This is a genomic window from Rugamonas rubra (assembly GCF_900114705.1).
Lineage (GTDB): Bacteria > Pseudomonadota > Gammaproteobacteria > Burkholderiales > Burkholderiaceae_D > Rugamonas > Rugamonas rubra.
The window spans coordinates 161,596-181,366 of the sequence record NZ_FOTW01000016.1; the positions used below are offsets into that span (position 1 = coordinate 161,596).

The 19,771-nt window shown below is 68.2% G+C and carries 15 protein-coding genes; 4 read left to right on the plus strand and 11 right to left on the minus strand.

The window, feature by feature from the left end; translation table 11 throughout:
* Positions 1 to 9 precede the first annotated feature (9 nt).
* A complete protein-coding gene (locus BM252_RS17565; protein WP_093388959.1) occupies positions 10 to 522 on the minus strand; it encodes a hypothetical protein in 513 nt (170 codons plus the stop codon).
* Between the two features lie 210 nt (positions 523 to 732).
* On the opposite strand from BM252_RS17565, the gene BM252_RS17570 reads away from it, so the two are divergent.
* The gene (locus BM252_RS17570) at positions 733 to 2,901 is read left to right on the plus strand and encodes an EAL domain-containing protein (RefSeq protein ID WP_093388960.1); all 2,169 of its coding nucleotides are present in this window, start codon (positions 733 to 735) and stop codon (positions 2,899 to 2,901) included.
* Between the two features lie 85 nt (positions 2,902 to 2,986).
* Here BM252_RS17570 and BM252_RS17575 read toward each other — a convergent pair whose 3' ends face one another.
* Complete coding sequence (locus tag BM252_RS17575) at positions 2,987 to 4,069, minus strand: acyltransferase family protein (protein WP_093388961.1); 1,083 nt, start codon at positions 4,067 to 4,069, stop codon at positions 2,987 to 2,989.
* Positions 4,070 to 4,105: 36 nt separating this feature from the next.
* Complete coding sequence (locus tag BM252_RS17580) at positions 4,106 to 5,347, minus strand: DUF5009 domain-containing protein (RefSeq protein WP_093388962.1); 1,242 nt, start codon at positions 5,345 to 5,347, stop codon at positions 4,106 to 4,108.
* 236 nt (positions 5,348 to 5,583) lie between these two features.
* Between BM252_RS17580 and BM252_RS17585 the strand changes: the two genes are divergently transcribed.
* The 3 genes from BM252_RS17585 (at position 5,584) to BM252_RS17595 (ending at position 9,122) form a co-directional block, all read left to right on the plus strand.
* Entirely contained in the window at positions 5,584 to 6,240 is a 657-nt protein-coding gene (locus tag BM252_RS17585) for a response regulator transcription factor (protein WP_093388963.1), read from the plus strand.
* Complete coding sequence (locus tag BM252_RS17590) at positions 6,237 to 7,628, plus strand: ATP-binding protein (RefSeq protein WP_093388964.1); 1,392 nt, start codon at positions 6,237 to 6,239, stop codon at positions 7,626 to 7,628. Before BM252_RS17585 ends, BM252_RS17590 begins: the two co-directional genes overlap by 4 nt.
* A gap of 93 nt (positions 7,629 to 7,721) precedes the next feature.
* A complete protein-coding gene (locus tag BM252_RS17595) occupies positions 7,722 to 9,122 on the plus strand; it encodes a DUF2799 domain-containing protein (protein WP_093388965.1) in 1,401 nt (466 codons plus the stop codon).
* 54 nt (positions 9,123 to 9,176) lie between these two features.
* Here the strand turns inward: BM252_RS17595 and BM252_RS17600 are convergent, their stop codons facing one another.
* The 8 genes from BM252_RS17600 to BM252_RS17635 form a co-directional block, all read right to left on the minus strand.
* A complete protein-coding gene (locus tag BM252_RS17600; protein WP_093388966.1) occupies positions 9,177 to 11,858 on the minus strand; it encodes a cation-translocating P-type ATPase in 2,682 nt (893 codons plus the stop codon).
* Between the two features lie 125 nt (positions 11,859 to 11,983).
* Positions 11,984 to 12,922 (minus strand): sodium:calcium antiporter, encoded by a 939-nt coding sequence (locus BM252_RS17605; protein ID WP_093388967.1) that lies wholly within the window; start codon positions 12,920 to 12,922, stop codon positions 11,984 to 11,986.
* A 169-nt stretch (positions 12,923 to 13,091) separates the two neighbouring features.
* Positions 13,092 to 13,451: a carboxymuconolactone decarboxylase family protein gene (locus tag BM252_RS17610; protein ID WP_093388968.1), complete on the minus strand. Its 360-nt coding sequence runs from the start codon at positions 13,449 to 13,451 to the stop codon at positions 13,092 to 13,094.
* Positions 13,452 to 13,484: 33 nt separating this feature from the next.
* Positions 13,485 to 13,676 carry a YgaP family membrane protein gene (locus tag BM252_RS17615; protein WP_093388969.1) on the minus strand — a complete coding sequence of 64 codons (192 nt, stop codon included), beginning with the start codon at positions 13,674 to 13,676 and terminating at the stop codon, positions 13,485 to 13,487.
* Between the two features lie 115 nt (positions 13,677 to 13,791).
* On the minus strand, positions 13,792 to 14,619 hold the full coding sequence (locus tag BM252_RS17620) for an SCO family protein (protein ID WP_093388970.1): 828 nt from the start codon (positions 14,617 to 14,619) through the stop codon (positions 13,792 to 13,794).
* Positions 14,600 to 15,895 (minus strand): methanethiol oxidase, encoded by a 1,296-nt coding sequence (mtoX, locus tag BM252_RS17625; protein ID WP_093388971.1) that lies wholly within the window; start codon positions 15,893 to 15,895, stop codon positions 14,600 to 14,602. Before mtoX ends, BM252_RS17620 begins: the two co-directional genes overlap by 20 nt.
* 133 nt (positions 15,896 to 16,028) lie before the next feature.
* Positions 16,029 to 17,354 (minus strand): ABC transporter substrate-binding protein, encoded by a 1,326-nt coding sequence (locus tag BM252_RS17630; protein ID WP_093388972.1) that lies wholly within the window; start codon positions 17,352 to 17,354, stop codon positions 16,029 to 16,031.
* 73 nt (positions 17,355 to 17,427) lie between these two features.
* Complete coding sequence (locus BM252_RS17635; RefSeq protein WP_174900571.1) at positions 17,428 to 19,485, minus strand: TonB-dependent receptor plug domain-containing protein; 2,058 nt, start codon at positions 19,483 to 19,485, stop codon at positions 17,428 to 17,430.
* Positions 19,486 to 19,771: the final 286 nt, after the last annotated feature.

Consider the following 19,771-nt stretch of genomic DNA (forward strand, 5'->3'; position numbering starts at 1 on the left):
TCTCCAAGCCTACTCCCAGGCCTTCACCTTGAACTGTATCGACAGGGCGCCGTACAGCCGGTCCTTGTAGCTCGGAACCAGCGCCACGTTCACGCCGACCCGCTGGTACTCGAAGCTGAGCATCGGCACCACGGCGGGGAACCAGCCGCCGTCGCGCATCTTCGGATAGCCGCTGAAGGCGCCCGCCACCACGCCCAGCCGCACCGGGCCGACGGCGACCGGCTGGTAGTAGACCCCGGCGTAGTTCGAGTAGGCGCGGTCGCTGTTGTAGAAGCGGCCGGCGGTGGCCGAGGCGACGCTGGAGAAGCGGTATTCGACGCCGATGCCGGGGTTGCTGTCGTTCAGGTTCTTGTCGCGTTGGAAATGGTAGGAATAGAAGCCGGCGTTGAGCCAGACCTGCGACATTGGCTGGGCCTCTATGGTGTGGAACAGGTCGGCGGAATCGGCCAGCGCGGCGCCGCAGGCGGTGGTGAGCAAGAGCAGGGCGCCCAGGCGGGCGGCGGACAGCGGGGTGGTGGGCATCGTCGTATCGTTTCCTGTGGATATGGCCTGAAGCGGCGCCAGCGATTATAGCCAATCGGCGCCGCCCGCGTGGCGGCCGCACCACGGCCTGACCCGCCAAAACATTCTTTGAAGCAGCACAACTGGTGTACATTGACCATAGCAGCGGGCATGCAGTGGCGCGCGCCGGGGGGGCGCGACTGCGCCGCGCCAGCCATTGCCGGAGAGCAGATGATTAGTCAGTCCAGTATTTTCGCCGCCAAGCTCCTGATCGTCGACGACCAGGAAATCAACACCAAGCTGCTCGAACACATCCTGTTGCGGGCCGGCTACAGCAACGTGCATACCGAGCTCGATTCGCGCCGCGTGGTGGCGCGCCACCAAGCCGAGCAATTCGACCTGATTCTGCTCGACATGAACATGCCGCACATGGACGGCTTCGAGGTGCTGGCCGGGCTCAAGGCGCTCAATCCATTGGGCTATCTGCCGGTGCTGGTGGTCACCGCCGCGCCCGACCACAAGCTGCGGGCGCTCAACGCCGGCGCGCGCGACTTCGTCAGCAAGCCCTTCGACCGCATGGAGGTGCTGACGCGCATCCACAACCTGGTCGAGGTCAGGCTGCTGTACAAGGCCAGCCGCGACTACGGCGAGCAGCTGGCCCATTTCGACCCGCTGACCGGGCTGCCCAACCGCAGCCAGTTCCGCCGCCTGCTTGGCGAGGCGCTGGAGCTGGCGCGCAGCCGGGCCGCTCCGCTGGACGTGCTGATGCTCGACCTGGACCACTTCAAACAAATCAACGATCCGCTGGGCCACGCCTGCGGCGACGAGCTGCTGTGCCAACTGGCGCTGCGGCTGGCCGCCTGCCGGGGCGAACGGGCCACGCTGGGCCGCCTGGGCGGCGACGAGTTCGGCTTGATCCTGGCCGGCGGCGGCGACGGCGACGACGCCTCGGACGCGGTGGCGCTGGCGGCGCGGGTGCGCCAGGCGCTGCGCGCGCCGTTCGCGCTGGCCGGGCGCGAGGTGAATCTCAGCGTCAGCATCGGCGTGGCGAGCTTCCCAGCCGACGCCGACGACGCCGACACCATGTTGCGCTACGCCGACACGGCGCTGAGCCGGGCCAAGGAGGGCGGCCGCGACGCCTGCTGCTTCTTCACCAGCGGCATGAACGAGCGGGCCCAGCACCGGCTGGAACTGGAGACCGGGCTGCGCCGCGCCATCGAGCTGCGGCAATTCGAGTTGCACTACCAGCCCAAGGCCAGCGTCGGCGACGGCCGCGTCGGCGGCGCCGAGGCGCTGTTGCGCTGGAACCGGCCGGGCCACGGCATGGTGGCGCCGGCCGGCTTCATCCCCTTGCTGGAGGAAACCGGCCTGATCGTGCCGCTGGGCGCCTGGATCATCTTCACCGCCTGCCACCAGATCGCCGCGTGGGACCGGCAGGGCCTGGGGGCGGTGCGGGTGGCCGTCAACGTGGCCAGCCGCCAGTTCGCCAGCGGCGAGCTGGAGGCGGTGGTGGCCAACGCGCTGGCCGACAGCGGCATCGACCCCGACCTGCTCGAGCTGGAGCTGACCGAGGGGTCGCTGATGAGCGACGCGGAGGCGGCCATCGCGACCATGCGGCGGCTCAAGGCCGGCGGCGTGCGCATCTCGATCGACGACTTCGGCACCGGCTATTCCAGCCTGGCGTACCTGAAACGTTTTCCGATCGACACATTGAAGATCGACATCGCCTTCATCCGCGAAGTCACCAGCGACGCCGGCGACGCCGCCATCGTCCTGGCCATCATCGGCATGGCGCACAGCCTGGGCCTGAGCGTGGTGGCCGAGGGCGTCGAGACGGCGGCCCAGCTGGGCTTTCTGGCGCGCCACCATTGCGACTACATCCAGGGCTACTACTTCAGCAAGCCGCTGCCGGCGGCGCAATTCGCCGAGCTGCTGCACGACCAGCGCCGCATGCCGCTGCCGGACGGCATGTCCGCGCCCCCGGCGCCGACCCTGCTGGTGGTCGACGACGATGCCGACATCCTGCTGTCGCTGCAGCGCCTGCTGCGCGGCGACGGCTACCGGGTGCTGACGGCCGGCAGCGCGGCCGACGGCTTCGCCCTGCTTGCGCAACACCCGGTGCACCTGATTCTGTGCGACCAGCGCATGCCCGACATGAGCGGCAACGACTTCCTCGACAAGGCCAAGGACATGTATCCGGACACCTTCCGCATCGTCCTGTCGGGCCACACCGACATCGCCGCGATCATGGGGGCGATCAACCGGGGCTCGCTGTACCGCTTCTACACCAAGCCCTGGGACAACCGCGTCCTGCGCGACAACATCCGCGCCGCCTTCCGCCACTACTGGCAGCTGCACGGCGCCCGCTTCGAGCTGCCGGCGCCGCTGCCCGGCGAATAGGGCGGCCGCACAGCCATCCGCACCAACACCTGCCGTTGACGCACAGCCACGCCCACTTCCCCGACATCCACCACCGCCACCGCCACTAAACAACGATGCGCCAGCCGCGCGCGGCGAACCAGCGCATCAGCAGCCAGAACGCGCCGGTGAACACCAAGGCGAACAACAGCGAGGGCAGGAAGGGGCCGGCGAGCGGCGTCAACGGAGCGAACAGCGCCCGGTACAGCGGCGTCATCAGTCCGCTGCCCTCGAGCAGGCAGGTCGCCAGCCACGAGCCGGCATAGGCGGCGATGGCGTTGACGCCCAGGCTGCGGCCCAGCGCCGGCCAGCCGCGCTGGTCGATCAGCCAGTGCGCCGCCACCACCGCGAGCAGGCCGAAACCACCCGTCCACAGCACGAAGGACGAGGTCCACAGCTGCTTGTTGAAAGGCAGCAGCAGCGACCAGGCGGCGCCCAGTGCCAGCGCGCCCGCCCCGGCCAACAACAGTTTTCCCATCTGGCCGCTGCGCAACCAGGCGCCGGCGCGCACGCCCAACAGCACGGTGGCCAGCGCCGGCAGGGTCGACAAGACGCCCTCGGGATCGTGCGCCAGCCCGCTGCTGGCGTCGTATTGGTAGGCCAGACGGCCGAGCAGGGCGGTGTCGACGCGGTCGGCCAGGTTCAGCCCGGGCAGCAGCGGGCCGCCCCAGGCCAGCAGCGCCCAGTAGCCGAGCAGGATGGCGCTGAAGGTGGCCCACTGGCGGCGCGCATCACGCAGGTAGATCGCCGCCAGGCCGGCGGCGCCGAAACAGATACCTATCCTTTGCAGCACGCCCATCAGGCGGAAGCCGCGTCCATCCAGCAACAACGTGGCCGCCAAGTGCAGGGCCAGGCCGAGCAGTACGATGCGCCCGCCGCGCACCAACACGGCGCGCGCCAGCGGTCCCGGCGCGGCGCCGGCGTCCAGCGGCCGGCCCACCGCCAGCTCGATCGAGATGCCGACGATCAGCAGGAAGAAGGGGAAGATGAAGTCGGCCGGGGTGCAGCCGTGCCACTCGGCGTGCTCCAGCCAGGTATAGACGTGGCCCCAGTCGCCGGCGTCGTTTACGACCAGCATGGCGGCGACGGTCAGGCCGCGCAGCGCGTCGATGGAGGAGATGCGGGTCTTGCTTGCTGTTGATGCTTGCATAGTTGAAAACAAATCAGGTTGGAGGAAAGGGGCGCGCTACAGTTGCAAGCGGATCTGCAGGCGGTTCAGGCCGCGCACTACGTAGAGCACGGCGACGGCGTAGGCGAGCGACCACAACAATCCCGGCAGGCCGGCGTCTAGCACGCTGGGCAGGCCGATATGCAGGGTTTGCAGCAGCGCGTAGACGATGTAGGGAATGATGTAGGCGAGCAGGGGATTGGCCGCCGCCGGGCGCAAGAAACCGGTCCAGCCGCTCAGCTGGCGCAGGTCGATGAGCCAGTACAGCAGACCGAACAGCAGAATGCAGATCGCCGCGCTGTACAAGGCCCAACTCGGCGTGGCGTGGATCTTCGAGATGCCGAAATACGGCCGCAGCAGCCAGGCGGCGCCGGCCAGGCCCAAGGCCAGCGCGGCGGCCAGCGCGTAGCGGCGCGCGCCGGCGTTGCCGTCCAGGCGCTCGAAGAACAGCAGGCTGGTGCACACGCCGGCCAGCGCGATGGCGGTGTGGATGGCGTTTTCCGCCTGGCCGGCCAACAGGCGCGCCAGCGGCGCTGTCGCCTCGGCGTGGCCCCGAGTCAAACAGTACAGCGCGACGCAGGCGGCCAGCGCGCCCAGCAGCGGCAGCAGGCGCCCGCGCGCCAGCGTGTGGCACAGGCTGGCGTACAGATAGGCCCAGCCGATCAGGCCGAGGATGCCCCACCATTGCGGCGCCAGCCGCTCCTTGCCGTCCGGCCCGGCGCGGTAGGCCAGGGCCAGCCACAGCAACAGCGCCAGGCCGGCAAGACGCAGCGCCTTGCCCCACAGGGGATTGTCGAAGCGGTAGACGTTCCACAGCAGGATGGCGGCGGTGTAGAACAGCAGGCTCCACAGGTGGATCGAGAAGCCCATCGCCGCCTCGTTGTAGCCGGCCTCGGCGTTGACCATGAACACGCCCAGCGCCAGCAGTCCGGCGGCGCGCGCCAGCATGTGGCCTTGCAGGCGCCAGGCGCCGTCGCCGGCGGCTTGCCGCTGCGCCACGGCGAAGGGGATCGACATGCCGACGATGAACAGGAAGGCGGGGAAGACCACGTCGGGGAAGGTCATGCCGTCGAGCTCGGCGGGGGCGTGCTCCAGCCAGGCCGGCATGCCGCGCACGCCGGCCAGCGCGTTGACGAAGATCATCACCAGGATGGTCAGGCCGCGCATGGCGTCGATGGCCAGCACGCGGCGCGCCGGCAGGGCGCGCGGCGGCGCGCCGGCTTTGCGCCTCGTCCTCATCCCTGCAAAAACTGCGTCCATCTCGTCTCCTCGTTGTGGCCTCTGGCGGGCCGGTTGTCTGCTATTGACCGTGGCGACGATTGTCCATCTTCTTTCTTAATGGTAAACAAACGAAATCTTAAGGTTGGCTAAAGCCTGTCGCGTTTACGCCGTTGACAAGGCGCCAAGAAGATGCGTTCATGGCGGCTCCGCCGGGCGAACAGGTACCGCAGCAGTACCGCAGACAACACCACACAAGAACACGAGGTCGCACTGACATGAAGATTTGCCTGGTCGAGGACGACCTGGAACTGGGACGGGCGCTGCAATCGGCGTTGCAGGACGCCGGCCAGGAGGTGATGTGGGTGCGCCGCGAGGCCGACGCGCGGCGCTGGATCGCCAGCGACCCGTTCGACGCCGTGGTGCTCGACCTCGGCCTGCCCGACGGCAACGGCATTGAGCTGCTGCGCCACCTGCGCGCCGAGGGCCAGACCCTGCCCATCGTCGTCATCACCGCGCGCGACAGCCTGGAGGACCGCCTAAACGGCCTCGACCGTGGCGCCGACGACTACCTGGTCAAGCCCTTCGTCGTCAGCGAGCTGCTGGCGAGGCTGCGCGCGGTGGTGCGCCGCGCCACCGGCTGGGGCGAGGCGGGCGAGCCGGTGTGGAAGATCAAGGACCTGGTGCTGGACGACCGCCGCATGGTGCTGACCCGCGCCGGCGCCACGGTGCTGCTGTCAAAGACCGAGTTCGCCCTGCTGCACGCGCTGATGCGCTACCCCGACCGCGTGCTGACCCGGCGCGAGCTGGAGTCGCGCGCGCTGCCGCACAGCGAGGGCGCGGCGCTGGACGTGCACATGTCGCACCTGCGGCAAAAGATCGGCGAGGGCTATATCCGCACCGTGCGCGGGGTCGGCTACGTGGTCGACAAATGAAGGGCCTGCCGCAGCGCTCGCTGTTCCGCCGCCTGATGCTCGGTTTCACTGCGGTGGTGCTGGCGATCTGGCTGTGCAACCTGGCGCTCGACGTCTACGAGACGCGCACCGCCAAAAAGCGCGACATGCAGCGCGAGCTGCGCGCCAGCGCGCTGCGCATCCTGGTGCTGATGCAGACCGTCGGCCAGCACAGCCCGGAGCAGATCGTGCCGCTGGTGCGCAAGATGGAAAAGCTGCACTACGCGCTGTACACCGAGCTGGGCTGGTACGTCCCGGCCTTGCAGACCCAGGTGTGGAAGGACGGCGCGCTGATTTACAGCAGCGACGAGGCCGGCCTGCCGCCCACCTTGGCCGGCGCCGGGCCGCAGGGCCAGCCGCTCAAGGACGGCTGGGTGGTGTCGGTCGAGAGCGACGCCGCCAGCGGCGCGACGGTGCGCATGGCCACCGAGGTGATCGGCGAGTGGATGCTGCAAACGGCCAGCATCGGCTACTACTTCGCGCCGCTGCTGTTCAGCCTGCCGTTCCTGCTGCTGCCGGCCTGGTTCATCATCCGCGTCGGCCTGCGGCCCTTGAAAACCATCGTCGGCCAGATCGAGGAGCGTTCGGCCACCGACCTGACGCCGCTGGCGCCGTCGCCCTATCAGGAGCTGGCGCCGCTGGTCGGCTCGGTCAACAGCTTGATGGAGCGCTTGAGCGAGCGCCTGGAGCGCGAGCAGGAGTTCCTGGTCGACGCCGCCCACGAGCTGAAGACGCCGCTGTCCATCATCCAGATCAACGCCGAATCGCTGGGCAACTCGCGCACGCCGCAGCGCTTGCAGGAGGCCAGCGCCGGGCTGCACCAGGGCGTGCTGCGCGCCAGCCACACGGTGCACCAGTTGCTCGCGCTGGCCCGCTCCGGCGCCGACCGCGACCATGCGCCGCTGCAGCGCCACGACCTGGTCGAGCTGGTCTGCGACCGGCTGGCCCTGGCCGGACAGATCGCCCGCCCCCGCGCCGTCGAGATCGAACTGCAGGCGCCGCAGGCCTGCGCGCTGCCGTTGCACCGCGAAAGCATGGCCGCGCTGCTCGACAACCTGGTCAGCAACGCCGTCAAGTATTCGCCCGACGGCGGCCGCGTCGGCGTCACGCTGACGGTGGCGCCGGGCCTGGTCGAACTGAGCGTGGCCGACCAGGGACCGGGCATTCCGGCCGGCTTGCAGCGCAAGGTGTTCGAACGCTTCTACCGCCTGCCGGACCAGGACCAGCCCGGCAGCGGCCTCGGCCTGGCCATCGCCGACCGCGCGGCGCGGCGCAACCACGGCCGCATCCAACTGTGTAACCGTGACGAAGGCGGCCTGCTGGTGACGGTGGTGTTCGCCGGCACGGCGGCGCCAAGGCCGGCGGCCTGAGCAAAGACCGGCGCCGCAGCCGACCTTGGGACAGCGGCCTGCACTATAATCGCATTTCGATAACGAAACACCAACAACGACCACGGCCGAACCATGACTTTGAACCCACGTTTTCTCAAAACCCTGGCGCTGTTGTTGCCGCTGCTGCTGGCCGGTTGCCAGACCACGATGCAGCGCATCGCCGACTGCAAGGTGGGCGACTGGAACATGATCGGCCACAAGGACGGCGCGGCCGGCGAGAACCAGAATTTCGCCGAGCGCAAGGACTTCTGCGCCGACTACGAGACCGACAAGGCCAAGACCGACTCGGCCGGCAACTACCTGTCCGGCTGGGTACAGGGCAACTGGGACTTCTGGTCCGGCCGGGGCGTGGCCGACGGCCGCCTGGCCTTGCCGGTCAGCCAGTTCGAGGCGCGCCTGGCCAGCGACGAGGTACGCAAGAACAACACGCCGCTCAACCGTCCGGCCTACGAGTCCGGCTGGAACATCGGCAACGGCGAATACTGGAACGGCCTGGGCAAGCGCGACGGCACCGCCGGCCTGCCGCTGAGCAGCCAGACGGACAAGGCCCGCAACATCGCCCAGGACAAGCAGATCCGCTTCGACGAGCCCAGCTATGCGTCCGGCTGGCAAACCGGCAACCGCACCTTCTGGCAGGACGCCGGTTTCAGCGACGCCCGCAACGGCCTGCCGGACAGCGAACTCAAGGGACGCGCCGCCAAGGCCCGCGGCGCCGGCGTGCAGGTGCTGGAGGACGCCTATCGCGGCGCCTGGAACGCCGAACTGGTCAATTACTGGCGGAATCTGGGAACGCAGGACGCCGTGTCCGGCAAGGAATTCGGCATGCGCCGCGCCGAGGCCAAGCAAAAGGGCCTGAAGATCCTCGAGTCCGACTACCGCGCGGCGTGGGAGGAGCGGCTGGCCGTCTACTGGCGCCAGGCCGGCACCGACGACGGCTACGGCAAGCCTTTCCAGCTGGAGGAGCGCATCGCCAACGCGGCGCGCAACGGCGTGTTCGTCATCGGCCGCAGCCGCGCGTTGTACACCGAGGCCTGGGACGCGCAGAACGCGCGCTACTGCACGGTGGAAAACGCCTTCGAGTTCGGCCGCGCCAACAGCGGCATGGCCGTCGAGGTGTGCCAGGGGCCGCTGCGCGACCGCCTGAAACACGCCTACGCCAGCGGCCAGGACTACAACAACGCGGCCGCCCGCCACGCCCGCGCCGCCGCGGACGCCAACGAGTTGCACGGCCGCCTGGACGACTTGCAGCGCCGGCTGGGCCGCCTGGAGCGGGAGATCCGCGCCGAGCTGGAGCGCAAGGACCGCGTCGTCAACGACGACACCAAGCGGCAGGACCGACGCCGCGAGCTGGACCGGCGCGACCTGATCGACGCCATCAACCACACCGAGCGCATGGCCATAGATGCCGGCCGCCAGGCCGACCGGCTCGAGCGCGAGATGCAGCGTCTGCGCCGCGAAATATTCCTGAACTAGTGCGGTGTTGAACTGGGGGCAGGGTTCGGACGGCAAATCGGCCGCAAGGGAGTATTAGCTCGGCGAGCCCCGCCGCAAACGAACGACCCATTTTCGAAGCTCCTCCACCCACAGGACGCCGCTGGCGATAGCCAACAGCGGAAGCAGGTCGGCGAGGGGCATGGGTACCGTATGAAACAGACGGTTCAACGGCGCCCAGTACAAAACGGCAGCCTGCAGCACGATGCTGAGCGCCAGGCCGCCGACGAGCCAGCGATTGCGCAGGATGCCGAAGCGCAGCGCGGACCGCGTCGCGGACTGGCAGTTGAGCACGTTGAACCACTGGCACAGCGCCAAGATGGTAAACGTTTCGGTCCGAACCAGCTCGTAAGGCAGCCCGCCGGACTGGCGCCATACGTACCAGCCGAAGGTGGCAGCGACCGCCATGGGCGTCAGTGTGGCAATGCGCATCAGCATGGCGCGGTCGACCAGGCGGTCGTTCCGGGGCACCGCCGGGCGGCGCATCTCGTCGCCATCGGGCGGATCCATGACCAGATTGATGGTCAAGGTGCTTTCGGTAACGATGTTGATCCAGAGGATCTGCACAGCCGCCAGGGGCAGCGGATAGCCGGCCAGCAAGGCCAGTAGAAGGATGAGCACTTCGTCGACGGAGGTGACGAACAGGAACAGAATCACCTTTTTCAGGTTGCCATAGACGACACGGCCCTGCTCGATTGCGCCAACAATGGTGGCGAAGTTGTCATCGGTGATTACGATCTTGGCCGCGCTCTTCGCCACTTCCGTTCCTGTGATTCCCATCGCTACGCCGACGTCGGCGCGGGCCAAGGCCGGCGCGTCGTTGACCCCGTCCCCGGTCATGGCGACAACGTCGCCACGGGACTGCAAGGCTTCGACAATGCGCAGCTTTTGGGCCGGGTGCACGCGCGCGAACACGGCGATGTTGTCCAGGCCTTCGAGCAACTCGGCATCGCCCATCCGTTCGAGTTCGGCGCCATCGACGCCGCGATCATCTCCCTGGGCAATGCCCAAGGCGCGCGCGATGGCCAATCCGGTCAATTTGTGGTCTCCCGTGACCATGATCGGGCGGACACCCGCCGCACGGCACGCGGCCACCGCTACCTTGACTTCCTCGCGCGGTGGGTCGATCTGGCCCAGCAGGCCGAGCAGCGTGGCGTGGCCGGCCAGTTCGTCGAAGCCGCCGCCCACATCAAGGGCGAAGTCATCGATGCGTGCGACCGCAAGAACCCGCAGCGCGCGGTCGGCCATGTCCTCGGCGGCGTTGGCCGCCGCCAGCAACGCGGCTTTGCCGTCCCTATGGCACAGTCGCAGCACAGCCTCGGGGGCACCCTTGATGTAGACGGTGGTGCTGCCAGACAAACGACTGTGGCAGGTCGCCATCATCTTGCTATCGGAGTCGAACGGAATTTCCGCCGTGCGGGGGTGCTGCTGGCGAAGCGCGGCAATGTCGATGCCGGCCTTGCCGGCGGCCACCAGCAGCGCCGCCTCCGTTGGGTCGCCCAGCACGCTCCACTGCGTGAGCTCTTCCTCGGGCGGCACCAGCGCGGCGTCGTTGCAGAGTACGGCGGACTCGAGCAGCGCCATCACCGCGCCATCGACCGCTCCGCTCAACTCGCCTTGTGGCGCATAGCCGACGCCGGAGATCGCCAGTTCGCGCCCGCCGGGCAACCAGAGGGTGCTGACGGTCATTTCGTTGCGGGTTAGGGTGCCCGTCTTGTCACTGCAGATGACCGTGATCGAGCCCAGCGTTTCGACCGCGGAGAGGCGCCGGATAATCGCTCCACGGCTGGCCATACGCTGCATGCCGACGGCAAGCGCAATCGTCATCGCCACCGGCAGGCCCTCCGGGATCACCGACACCATCTGGCTGATGGCGACCATCAGGACGTCGAAAAAGGGAAGGCCGCGCGCCAGACCCAGCGCCACGACCGCGAAGAAGAGCGCAATCGAGGCGTACACCAGGTAGCGTCCGAATTGGCTGATGCGCACCTCAAGCGGCGTTCTGGGTTCCCGGGCACCTTCGGTCATCCGCGCAATCCCGCCGACTTCGGTGTGCACGCCGGTGGCCGTGACGACGGCGCGTGCCCGGCCGGCCGACACGTAGGTGCCGGAGAACACCATATTTCGACGGTCCGCAAGCCCGGTCGCCTCCGGCAAGGCAGCTATGTGCTTGGACACCGGGACGGATTCCCCTGTCAGCGTCGCCTCGGCGACGGCCAACGACGCTTCGTCAAGCAGGCGCGCATCCGCGCCGACGGCGTCGCCAGCGGCCAGCAATAGCATGTCCCCGGGGACCAGGTCATGCGCGGCCACGGCCTGTTCGGTGCCGTCGCGCAACACGCGCACTTGCAAGGTGGAGAGCTTGCGCAAGGCGGCCATCGAACGTTCGGCACGCCCCTCCTGGTAGGTGCCGATCAAGGCGTTGGCCAGCACGACGCCCAGAATAACGGCGGCGTCGGCCCAATGGCCCATGAAGCCGGCGAGCGCGGCGGCAACGAACAGGATATAGATCAATGGACTTTGAAATTGGCGCGCGAAATGGAGAAATGGCGAACGCGCGGCCGGCTCCGGCAGCGCATTCGGCCCGTGCTCGATGGCGCGTTGTGCGACCGCTTGCGAACTTAGTCCTGTCCCCGGATCGCTCTCCAGGCGCGCGATGACGGCGTTCGGATCAAGCGCGTGCCAGGCCTGAGGCTGATTTTGGCTTGGCGCGTTCATAAATCAATACGGAGGGCGACGAGGCGCTCTATTCCTGTTGCGAACTCGGCGCCGCAGGACGGGCGTTGCTCGCGTGCGCCAGTGGTATCACGGCCGATAAGAATATTTGCCATTTTTCTTCCAGGTTATAGTGCGCCGGCTGCAGTGAAGAGGACAAAAGCACTGTAGGCAGCTATTAACAACGCTCCACGCCAAGGGGAAATTGTACTTCGACGTGAAAAGAGCAGCAGTAGCGTGATCACGCCGAATGCCAAGGCCGGTGCCACCTCGCCGAACGGCACAGCAATCGGATGGATGGTTGCGGCAACACCAATCACCGCAAGACCGTTAAACAGGTTGCTACCCAGTATCGTGCCGAGACCGACATCGTCGTGGCCGCGCCATCGCGCAAGTACGACTGTTACCAATTCCGGCATCGAGGTGCCGACTGCGACCACCGTCGCCCCGATCACGTATGGATGCAAGCCCATTGCCAAGGCGATGCTGGACGCGCCGGAGACGAACAACTTTCCGGCGACAAGCAGCGCGGCCATGCCAACAACCAGCAATATCCACGCGCGCGCGATGCCGCTCTGGATAGCAGGATCTGCCGGCGTGTGCCGCCGATGACCGATAGCTTGCTTTACGACCAGGATCAACCACAAGGTGAACAGCGTCAGGAACAGCATCCCTTCCACGCGCGACAGCATGCCGTCCAGCGCGAGGATGAACGTGAGTGGCGGGACAATGAGAGCGAGCATGAAGTCGCGCCGACATTGGGCAACACAGATGGCCATTGGACCGAACAGCAGAGCTATGCCTAAGATCAGCCCAAGGTTGACCACGTTGCTGCCGAGCGCGTCGCCCAGGCCGATACCCGGCTTGCCTGCAATGGCCGCCAGGCTGGATACGGCCATTTCCGGACCGGAAGTTGCAAAGGCGGCGATGGTTGTTGCAACCAACAGCTTTGGAAGGCGCAGCCAGCTTGATACCGCGAGCATTCCTTTGAGAAAACTTGCTCCCCCTATTGCTGCGAGCAGAATTGCTGACACGACCATCAGCATGTCAATGAAGGCAGCGCTCACTCTTGAAAGCGGGCGCTTGGCAATCGGACGAGAGTACCACTTACTTGAAGCATGTCGTCTTCCGGTAGCGCTCTCATGGTCGCGCTCATTTCATGTCTAGTATGTTTAGCATTCTAGCCGCGATTGCCGAGATCCCAAACCAGTGTTGCCGCTACCAAGTCGCGGAGGCTTACTCTACGCCGGCGGAGAACTCGTCGAAGGCGGCCAGCGCGTTGGCCGAGTACATCAGCGACGGTCCGCCGCCCATGTAGACGGCCATCGCCAGCGCCTCTTCCAGCTCGGCCTTGGTGGTGCCCAGGCCGACCAGGGCCTGCACGTGGAAGCCGATGCAGGCGTCGCAGCGCACCGCCACGCCGAGGGAGAGGGCGATCAGCTCCTTGGTTTTCTTGCTGAGGGCGCCGTCGCGGGTGGCCGCGCGGGCCAGGTCGCCGAAGCCTTTCATGACGTCCGGCAGGTCGGTGCGCAAGGTGTTGAGTTGTTTGGAAACGGACTGCGTCAGTTCCTTGTATCCGCCGAGTGTTGCGGCCATAGTGATTCCTTGTTCTGTGGGTGAATGTTGCGCTTACTTCTTGGTGGCGCAGGTGCGCATGCCGAACGGCAGGTAGGCCGGGCAGAAGCGGAACACGCCGGTGAGCAGCGGCACCACGCCGAGCCAACCCCAGGCGCCGATGAAGCCGAGGATGGTCGCGCCGATCAGGCACAGGCCCAGCACGATGCGCAGGATGCGGTCGACGCCGCCGACATTGCTAGTCATAATTTTCTCCATTGAAATGATGCACGACAAACAGTGTCGCGATAACTAGACGATACGCCGGAGGGGAGTGTCGATACTTTGATGTAGGTCAAGAACTTCGTGATGCGAACCAGGCCTATTTGCGGGCGGACCGGGTGGCGTCCTCTTCCAGCAACAGCGTGCGGATGTCGTTGTAGATCATGTCCGGCTGGAGGAAGGCGGAACTGTAGATCTCCCTTACCCGGCCTTGCCGGTCGAACAGGAACAATTTCGGCATGTGGTAGTACAGGCGGCCCGGCTTGCCCTGGGCGTCCAACTGGATGGCGACCGGCTGGCCCAGGTCGGCCAAGATCGGTTGCAGCTCGGCCACCGAGCGGCCGGTGAGGAAGTCCCAGCGCAGCGGCTGGTCGGCGCGCGCCAGCACGCCGGCGTAGCGGGCCATCGTCTCCGGCGTGTCGTTGACGGGGTCGAAGGACAGGCTGACCAGACGCACCCGGCGCGCCAGCTCCGGCGTCGTCTGCAGGCGCTCGCGCAAGCCGTACAGTGTGGAGAACAACAGCGGACAGCCGGCCGGGTCGACGCAATAGGTGTACATGAAGCTGAGCAGGGTGACGCGGCCGCTGGTGTGCGCGCGCAGCGGCACGGCGCGGCCGGCCGTGTCGAGCACGCTGCCGTCCGGCCCGGGCTGGATCACCGGCAACTCATAACTGCCGGGCGGCGGCGCCACCAGCCGCGGCCGCGCCGCATCGCCGCGCGCCGCCGGGCCGTTCGAATGAGTTGCCGGGGTTTCCAGACGCAGCGCCGGGGCGGGCGGCTGCTTCACTTGCGCGGCGCTGGCGATCATCAGGGCGACCGTCGCGGCGGCCAGCGGCACGGCGGGCAGCCGGGCCAGCGCCCGCCCCAGGCGCCGGCTGCCCAGCGCCCGGCCGCAACGCAGGGCCAGCCTAGCGCAGCGACGCCACATTCGTTGCCGCTTTGGCGCCGAACTTCATGTGGTGCGGCCGGCCCAGCTTTTCCTTGTAGAAATCGATTTTCCACTGTTGCTGCAGTTCGCGGCCGTCCCAGTGGTAGAGCTTGAGGAAGTGGTCGTCGTTGTCCAGGTCCCAGTGTTCGAGCAGGCTGGTGGTGATGTAGAGGCGCTTGCCGTCCCAGCTCTGGCTGACCATGTTGACGTGCTTGCCGGTGACTTTTTCGTAGACCTGGCGCGGCGCCTCCGGATTGCTCAGGTCGAACAGGCGGGTCTTGCCGTCCATGAAGGTGTTGACCCACAGGCCCTTGCCGTCGGCGGTGATCGACATGTCGACCGGCAGCGGGGTTTGCGCCGGGTCGCCGATGGGGCCGACGTCGCGCGCCTGCCAGCGGCCGGCGGCGTCCGGCTTGACCAGCCACAGCTTGGAGCCGAGCGCGGTGGCGGTGATGGCCCAGTTGTCGCCCTCGGCCTGCGACCAGCGGATCTCCAGCGGCGCGCCGGGCGTGCTGAAGATCTGCTGCGGCTTCATCGCCTTGAAGTCCCACAGCACCATGGTGTTGCCGAACTTTTGCATCGCCGCCGGGTCCTTGATCAGTTTGGGCAGCTCGGTGCGGTAGTTGGTGTAGCCGGTGAAGCTGGAGGTCAGCATGGCGTTGCGGCCCGGATTGATGGCCAGGTCGTAGCCGTAGCCGTCGCCCTGGACGTCGCCGATCTTGCCGGTCGGATTGTCATACTTGGAGATCAGGTCGCCCTTGTTGTTGTAGACCGCCATGCCGGTGGCGCCGCCCATGTCGCGCTTGTTCGACAGGAAGCCGACCAGCATGCGGCCGGGCAGGGCGTAGAAGGTGTGCGGGCCGACGAAGCCGCTTTTTTGCACCACGTCGTGCATGGTTTTGACCAGGCGCGGCTTGGCCGGATCGGTGCCGACGTCGAAGACGAAGATCTTGCTGTCCTGCAGGCGGCCGGCCCACAGGTATTTGCGGTCGTCGGTGAAGCCGACGTGGTGGGCGTCGCCCCGCCCGCCGACCGACAGCGAGGCGATCACCTTGCCGAAGCGCGGCGAGGCCGGGTTGACGTCGACGGTGACCAGCTTGTCGCTGCCGTCGCCGATGCCCTTGATGCCCAGCGTCCAGACGTGGATGTAGTCCTCCTGGCCCTTGATCAGGTTGGCCATGTAGGGCGAGTTGCAGGTTTCGTCGGCGCGGCTGGCGCCGGCGAAGGTGGCGGCCAACACGGTCAAGGCGAGGCAGGCGGCGGACAATGTTTTCATTCGGGACTCCGGGGAGGATTGAGCGACCGAGCTTATCCCCGGCAGGGGGCGCCAGTTTGATCTATATCAATACCTATCGATCTTCCTGCTCTCGCGCAAGCCGCCGTGCCGGCGAACGCGCTAGCGCGGATCCTCACGGGAAGGTGATGACCTGGCGTTCGACAAAGCTGGCCTGGCCGTCGGCGCCGCGCACCGCCTCGAGGAACAGGTAGGTGCCGCTGGCGGGGTCGCCGGCCGCGTCGAAGTCGATGCGGCCGCCGGCGCCCTGGTAGTCGATGTCGGCGCCCTGGCGGATGGCGGCGACGGCCTTGGCGAACTCGCCGGGGTGGATCTCGACCGCCTGCGCCGAGTCCGGCCGCGACACCTGGCGCAGCGAGCGGCTGACGGCGGCGCCGCTGTTGCTGCCGGACTGGGCCAGCGAGAGGGCGATCAGGTACACCGCGTCGTAGCCGGTGAAGGAGGTGCCCTCCGGTTCGAGGCCGACCTCGCGCACGAAGTTGTCGCGGTAGCGGGTGTAGTCGGGCGCGTTGCGCGGCGCCGTCGGCGACACCACCTGCATGCCGATGCCGGCCTCGCCGGCGTTGCTGAGGAAGGCCGTGCCGAAGTTGCCGGCACCGAAAAGCTTGGGCATCTGGCCGCCCAGCTTTTCCTTGAGCTCGCGGGCGATGCTGGCGCCGTCCAGCGCGAAGCCGACGATCAGCACGGCCTGCGGCACGCCGTTGGCGCTCAAGGCGGCCAGCTCGGCGCCGAAGCCGACCGTTTTCGTGGTCGCGTAGCCGATGTCGGCCAGCGGCGTCACGTCGTGTTGTTGGAGTCGCGCGCGCACCGCCTCGGCGGCGCCCTGGCCGAAGGCGTCGTCGACGTGGATGATGGCGACGCGGCGGTGGCCTTGGGCCAGTATGTAATCGGCCAGCGCGGCGCCCTGCAGCGCGTCGGAGGCGACGGTGCGCCAGACGCTGGCGTTGTCGTCCAGGGCGGTGATCGAGGGCGAGGAGCCGCTGGTGATGAAGGGCATGCCGGCGGCGATGGTCACCTGCTGCGCCACCGGCAGCGCCACCCGGCTGGAGAAGACGCCGAAGATGGCCACCGGGTCCAGTGCCAGCAGCTCGCGCGCGCTGGCCACGCCGGCCAGCGGGTCGAGCTTGTCGTCGCGCAGCAGCAGTTCGAGCTGTTGGCCGTTGACGCCGCCGGCCGCGTTGATCTCGCGCACCGCCAGGCGCGCCGCGTACTCGACAAACAGGCCCTGGTTGGCGGCGGCGCCGGTCTTGGTGGTGAGCAGGCCGAGCTTGAGGGTGTCGGGTGCCGGCCGTACCGGGTTGCTGTCGACGCTGGTGCCGCCGCAGGCGGCCAGGGACAGCGCCACGGCCAGCGCCAAGCTCGGCGCCAAGGTCGGGGGCCGGGAGCGGGCCGGGGACGGCGGCGCCTGCGGCGGGCTGGTGGGCGTGGGGCGGCTTGGCATGGCGCGGGCTCCTTGCACTGGGGCGGTTGGCTGGGTGGCGGACAGGGCGGGCGGGGGGGGCGGGAAACGCCGGCTAGAAATGGTAGCCGTAGCTGAGCACGACGCTGCGCGCCGCGCCGGGCAGGTCGACGCCGCCGTAGCCCGGCTCGGCGTAGCGGCGGTCGCCCAGGTTGGCGACGCGCAGCGCCAGCGCGTGCGGGCCGAAGTCGCGCCGCCAGTTCAGGTCGAGCAGCTGGTAGGCGGCCAGCTGGTAGGGCTTGAGCAGGTTTTCCTGGCTGTTGACCTTGCTGGCGCGGCGCGGCGAGACGTGGCGCGCCGACAGCGCCAGCGCGCCCCAGCGCGGATGCAGGTACTGCCAGCTCAGGCGCAGGGTCAGCAGCGGATAGCTGGCGGTGGGCGCCACCTGCAGCTCCTGCAGACGCGGCTGGTCCTCGTTGTTGGTCTCGGCCCAGGCGAACTGGGCGCGCACGCGCTGGGCGCCGGCCTGCCACAGCAGCTCGCTCTCCAGGCCGTGGCCCTTCTGCCGGCCGCTGTTCTGCGGCTGCAGGTTGACGCCGGCCGGCAGCAGCTCGGTCTTGTCCTTGACCGTCAGCAGGTAGGCGTTGGCCGACCAGGCCAGCGAGGGCGCCAGCTGCCAGTGCAGGCCGACCTCGCCGCTGCGCGAGGTTTCCGGGCGCAGCAGCGGGTTGCCCAGCACCTCGCCCGGATACAGTGGCTGGGCGTACAGCTGCAGCGCCGACGGCGCCTTGTAGGATGTGCCATAAAGCAACTTGTAGGACAGGTCGGCGCCCAACTCGCCGACCAGCGCCAGGCGGTAGTTGGTGTTGTCGCCGAAGACGGAATGGTGGTCGCGCCGGGCGTTGGCGGTCAGCCCCAGCCAGGACCAGGGGCGCACGCTGTACTGCAGGTAGACGCCGCGCTGGCGCGTGCTGCTGCTGCGCCCGCTGCCGGCCAGCAGCACGCGCTGGCCACTGGCGAGGTCGACGTTGTAGATGCGCAACTGGCGCTCGCGGTCGTTGCTGGCGTCCAGCCCGGCGGCGATGCTCTGGCCGTCACCCAGCCGGCGCTCGACGTCGACGCTGGCGCTGCGCTCGGAAAAGCCGAAGTCGCGCTGCGGATAGCTGGCGGCGGCGCCCAGGCTGAGCCGTTCGCGGCTGTCCGGGCCGCCGCTGCTGGCGGCCAGGCTGGCGCGCAGCGTCCAGTCGGCCAGGCCGCGGTACTCGTGCATCAGACGGGTAGTGGTCTGCTCGACGGCGAGGCGGTTGCGGTGGCTGAGCGTGCCGAAGTCGAGGAACTCGGCGTCGCTGTCGAGGCGGTAGCTGTGCAGCATCAGCTCGGTGTCGCTGTGCGTGCCCTGGTAGCCCAGCTTGGCCAGCAGGGTGCGCGGCCGGGCGATATCGTCGCGCGAGACGGCGCCGGCCGCCGCCGCGCGGGCGTACAGCGGCGACGAGCGCGGCAGCTCGAGGCCGCTGCGGTCGGCGTTGGCGGCGGCGGCCGACAGCAGCCATTGCAGCTGGGGCAGCCGTTCGCTGTGGCCGGCGCTGAACAGGCTCAGGCCGTTGCCGGCGTCCTGGCCGGCGCTGCGCCGCAGCGTCAGGCTGCGCTCGGCCCGGGCGGCGCTGCGGGTGATGATGTTGACCACGCCGAGGAAGGCGTCGGCGCCGTACAGGGCCGAGGCGGGGCCGCGCACCACCTCGATGCGCTCGATCGCCTCCATCGCCAGCAGGGCCGGGCCGAGGAAGTTGCTGGCGTCGGCGCGGAAGGCCATGGTCTGGCCGTCGATCATCACCTTGAGGATGCGCGAATAGGCGCGCAGCCCGGCGTTGACGCCGCGCACGCCGACGTTCGGGCTGACGCCGTCGTCGACGCCGTACATGCCCGGCACTTGTACCAGCGCCTCGGCCACCGAGCGGTAGCCGAACTGGCGGATGTCGTCGGCGGTGACCACCGAGATGATGGCCGGCGCCTCGCGGCTGCCCTGCAGGTGGCGGCTGGCGGTCTCGATGGGCAGGTTGAGCAGTTCCTGCACACTGATGTTGAACAGGTCGTCGGTGCCGGCCGCGCCGGCCGGCGCGGCGGCCAGCAGGCCGGCCGCGAGGGGCCAGGCGGCATAGCGGCGGAGTCTGGGCATCGGCACCTCCTGACGGGTGGACATGGGCAAGCGTGGCGGCAAGACGCGCCGGTGCCGGGCCCGGCCGGCGTGCGGCGGCTGGCAGGCCGGCGGCGCCATCTGGCCGATGGTAGACCAGTTTCGGCCGGCTGTGTCGGGTTTTGCATTTTGTTCACACCTGCTGGCATGCAGCCACTTTCCCGGCGGAACTGGTCTATACTTTGTCGGATTCCAGCACGCCAGGCCAGCCGCCACCGCCATGCAGAAGACAGACCGCCAGCTGCGTTCAGGCCAGTGCCGCCGGCGG

Excerpts from the sequence above, each read along its gene's own strand:
- BM252_RS17585 (WP_093388963.1), top strand. The coding sequence starts at position 5,584 with ATGAAGATTTGCCTGGTCGAGGACGACCTGGAACTGGGACGGGCGCTG.
- BM252_RS17580 (WP_093388962.1), bottom strand. The coding sequence starts at position 5,347 with ATGGACGCAGTTTTTGCAGGGATGAGGACGAGGCGCAAAGCCGGCGCG.
- BM252_RS17595 (WP_093388965.1), top strand. The coding sequence starts at position 7,722 with ATGACTTTGAACCCACGTTTTCTCAAAACCCTGGCGCTGTTGTTGCCG.
- BM252_RS17600 (WP_093388966.1), bottom strand. The coding sequence starts at position 11,858 with ATGAACGCGCCAAGCCAAAATCAGCCTCAGGCCTGGCACGCGCTTGAT.
- BM252_RS17620 (WP_093388970.1), bottom strand. The coding sequence starts at position 14,619 with ATGTGGCGTCGCTGCGCTAGGCTGGCCCTGCGTTGCGGCCGGGCGCTG.
- BM252_RS17635 (WP_174900571.1), bottom strand. The coding sequence starts at position 19,485 with ATGCCCAGACTCCGCCGCTATGCCGCCTGGCCCCTCGCGGCCGGCCTG.
- BM252_RS17590 (WP_093388964.1), top strand. The coding sequence starts at position 6,237 with ATGAAGGGCCTGCCGCAGCGCTCGCTGTTCCGCCGCCTGATGCTCGGT.
- BM252_RS17565 (WP_093388959.1), bottom strand. The coding sequence starts at position 522 with ATGCCCACCACCCCGCTGTCCGCCGCCCGCCTGGGCGCCCTGCTCTTG.
- BM252_RS17570 (WP_093388960.1), top strand. The coding sequence starts at position 733 with ATGATTAGTCAGTCCAGTATTTTCGCCGCCAAGCTCCTGATCGTCGAC.
- BM252_RS17630 (WP_093388972.1), bottom strand. The coding sequence starts at position 17,354 with ATGCCAAGCCGCCCCACGCCCACCAGCCCGCCGCAGGCGCCGCCGTCC.
- mtoX (WP_093388971.1), bottom strand. The coding sequence starts at position 15,895 with ATGAAAACATTGTCCGCCGCCTGCCTCGCCTTGACCGTGTTGGCCGCC.
- BM252_RS17615 (WP_093388969.1), bottom strand. The coding sequence starts at position 13,676 with ATGACTAGCAATGTCGGCGGCGTCGACCGCATCCTGCGCATCGTGCTG.
- BM252_RS17575 (WP_093388961.1), bottom strand. The coding sequence starts at position 4,069 with ATGCAAGCATCAACAGCAAGCAAGACCCGCATCTCCTCCATCGACGCG.
- BM252_RS17610 (WP_093388968.1), bottom strand. The coding sequence starts at position 13,451 with ATGGCCGCAACACTCGGCGGATACAAGGAACTGACGCAGTCCGTTTCC.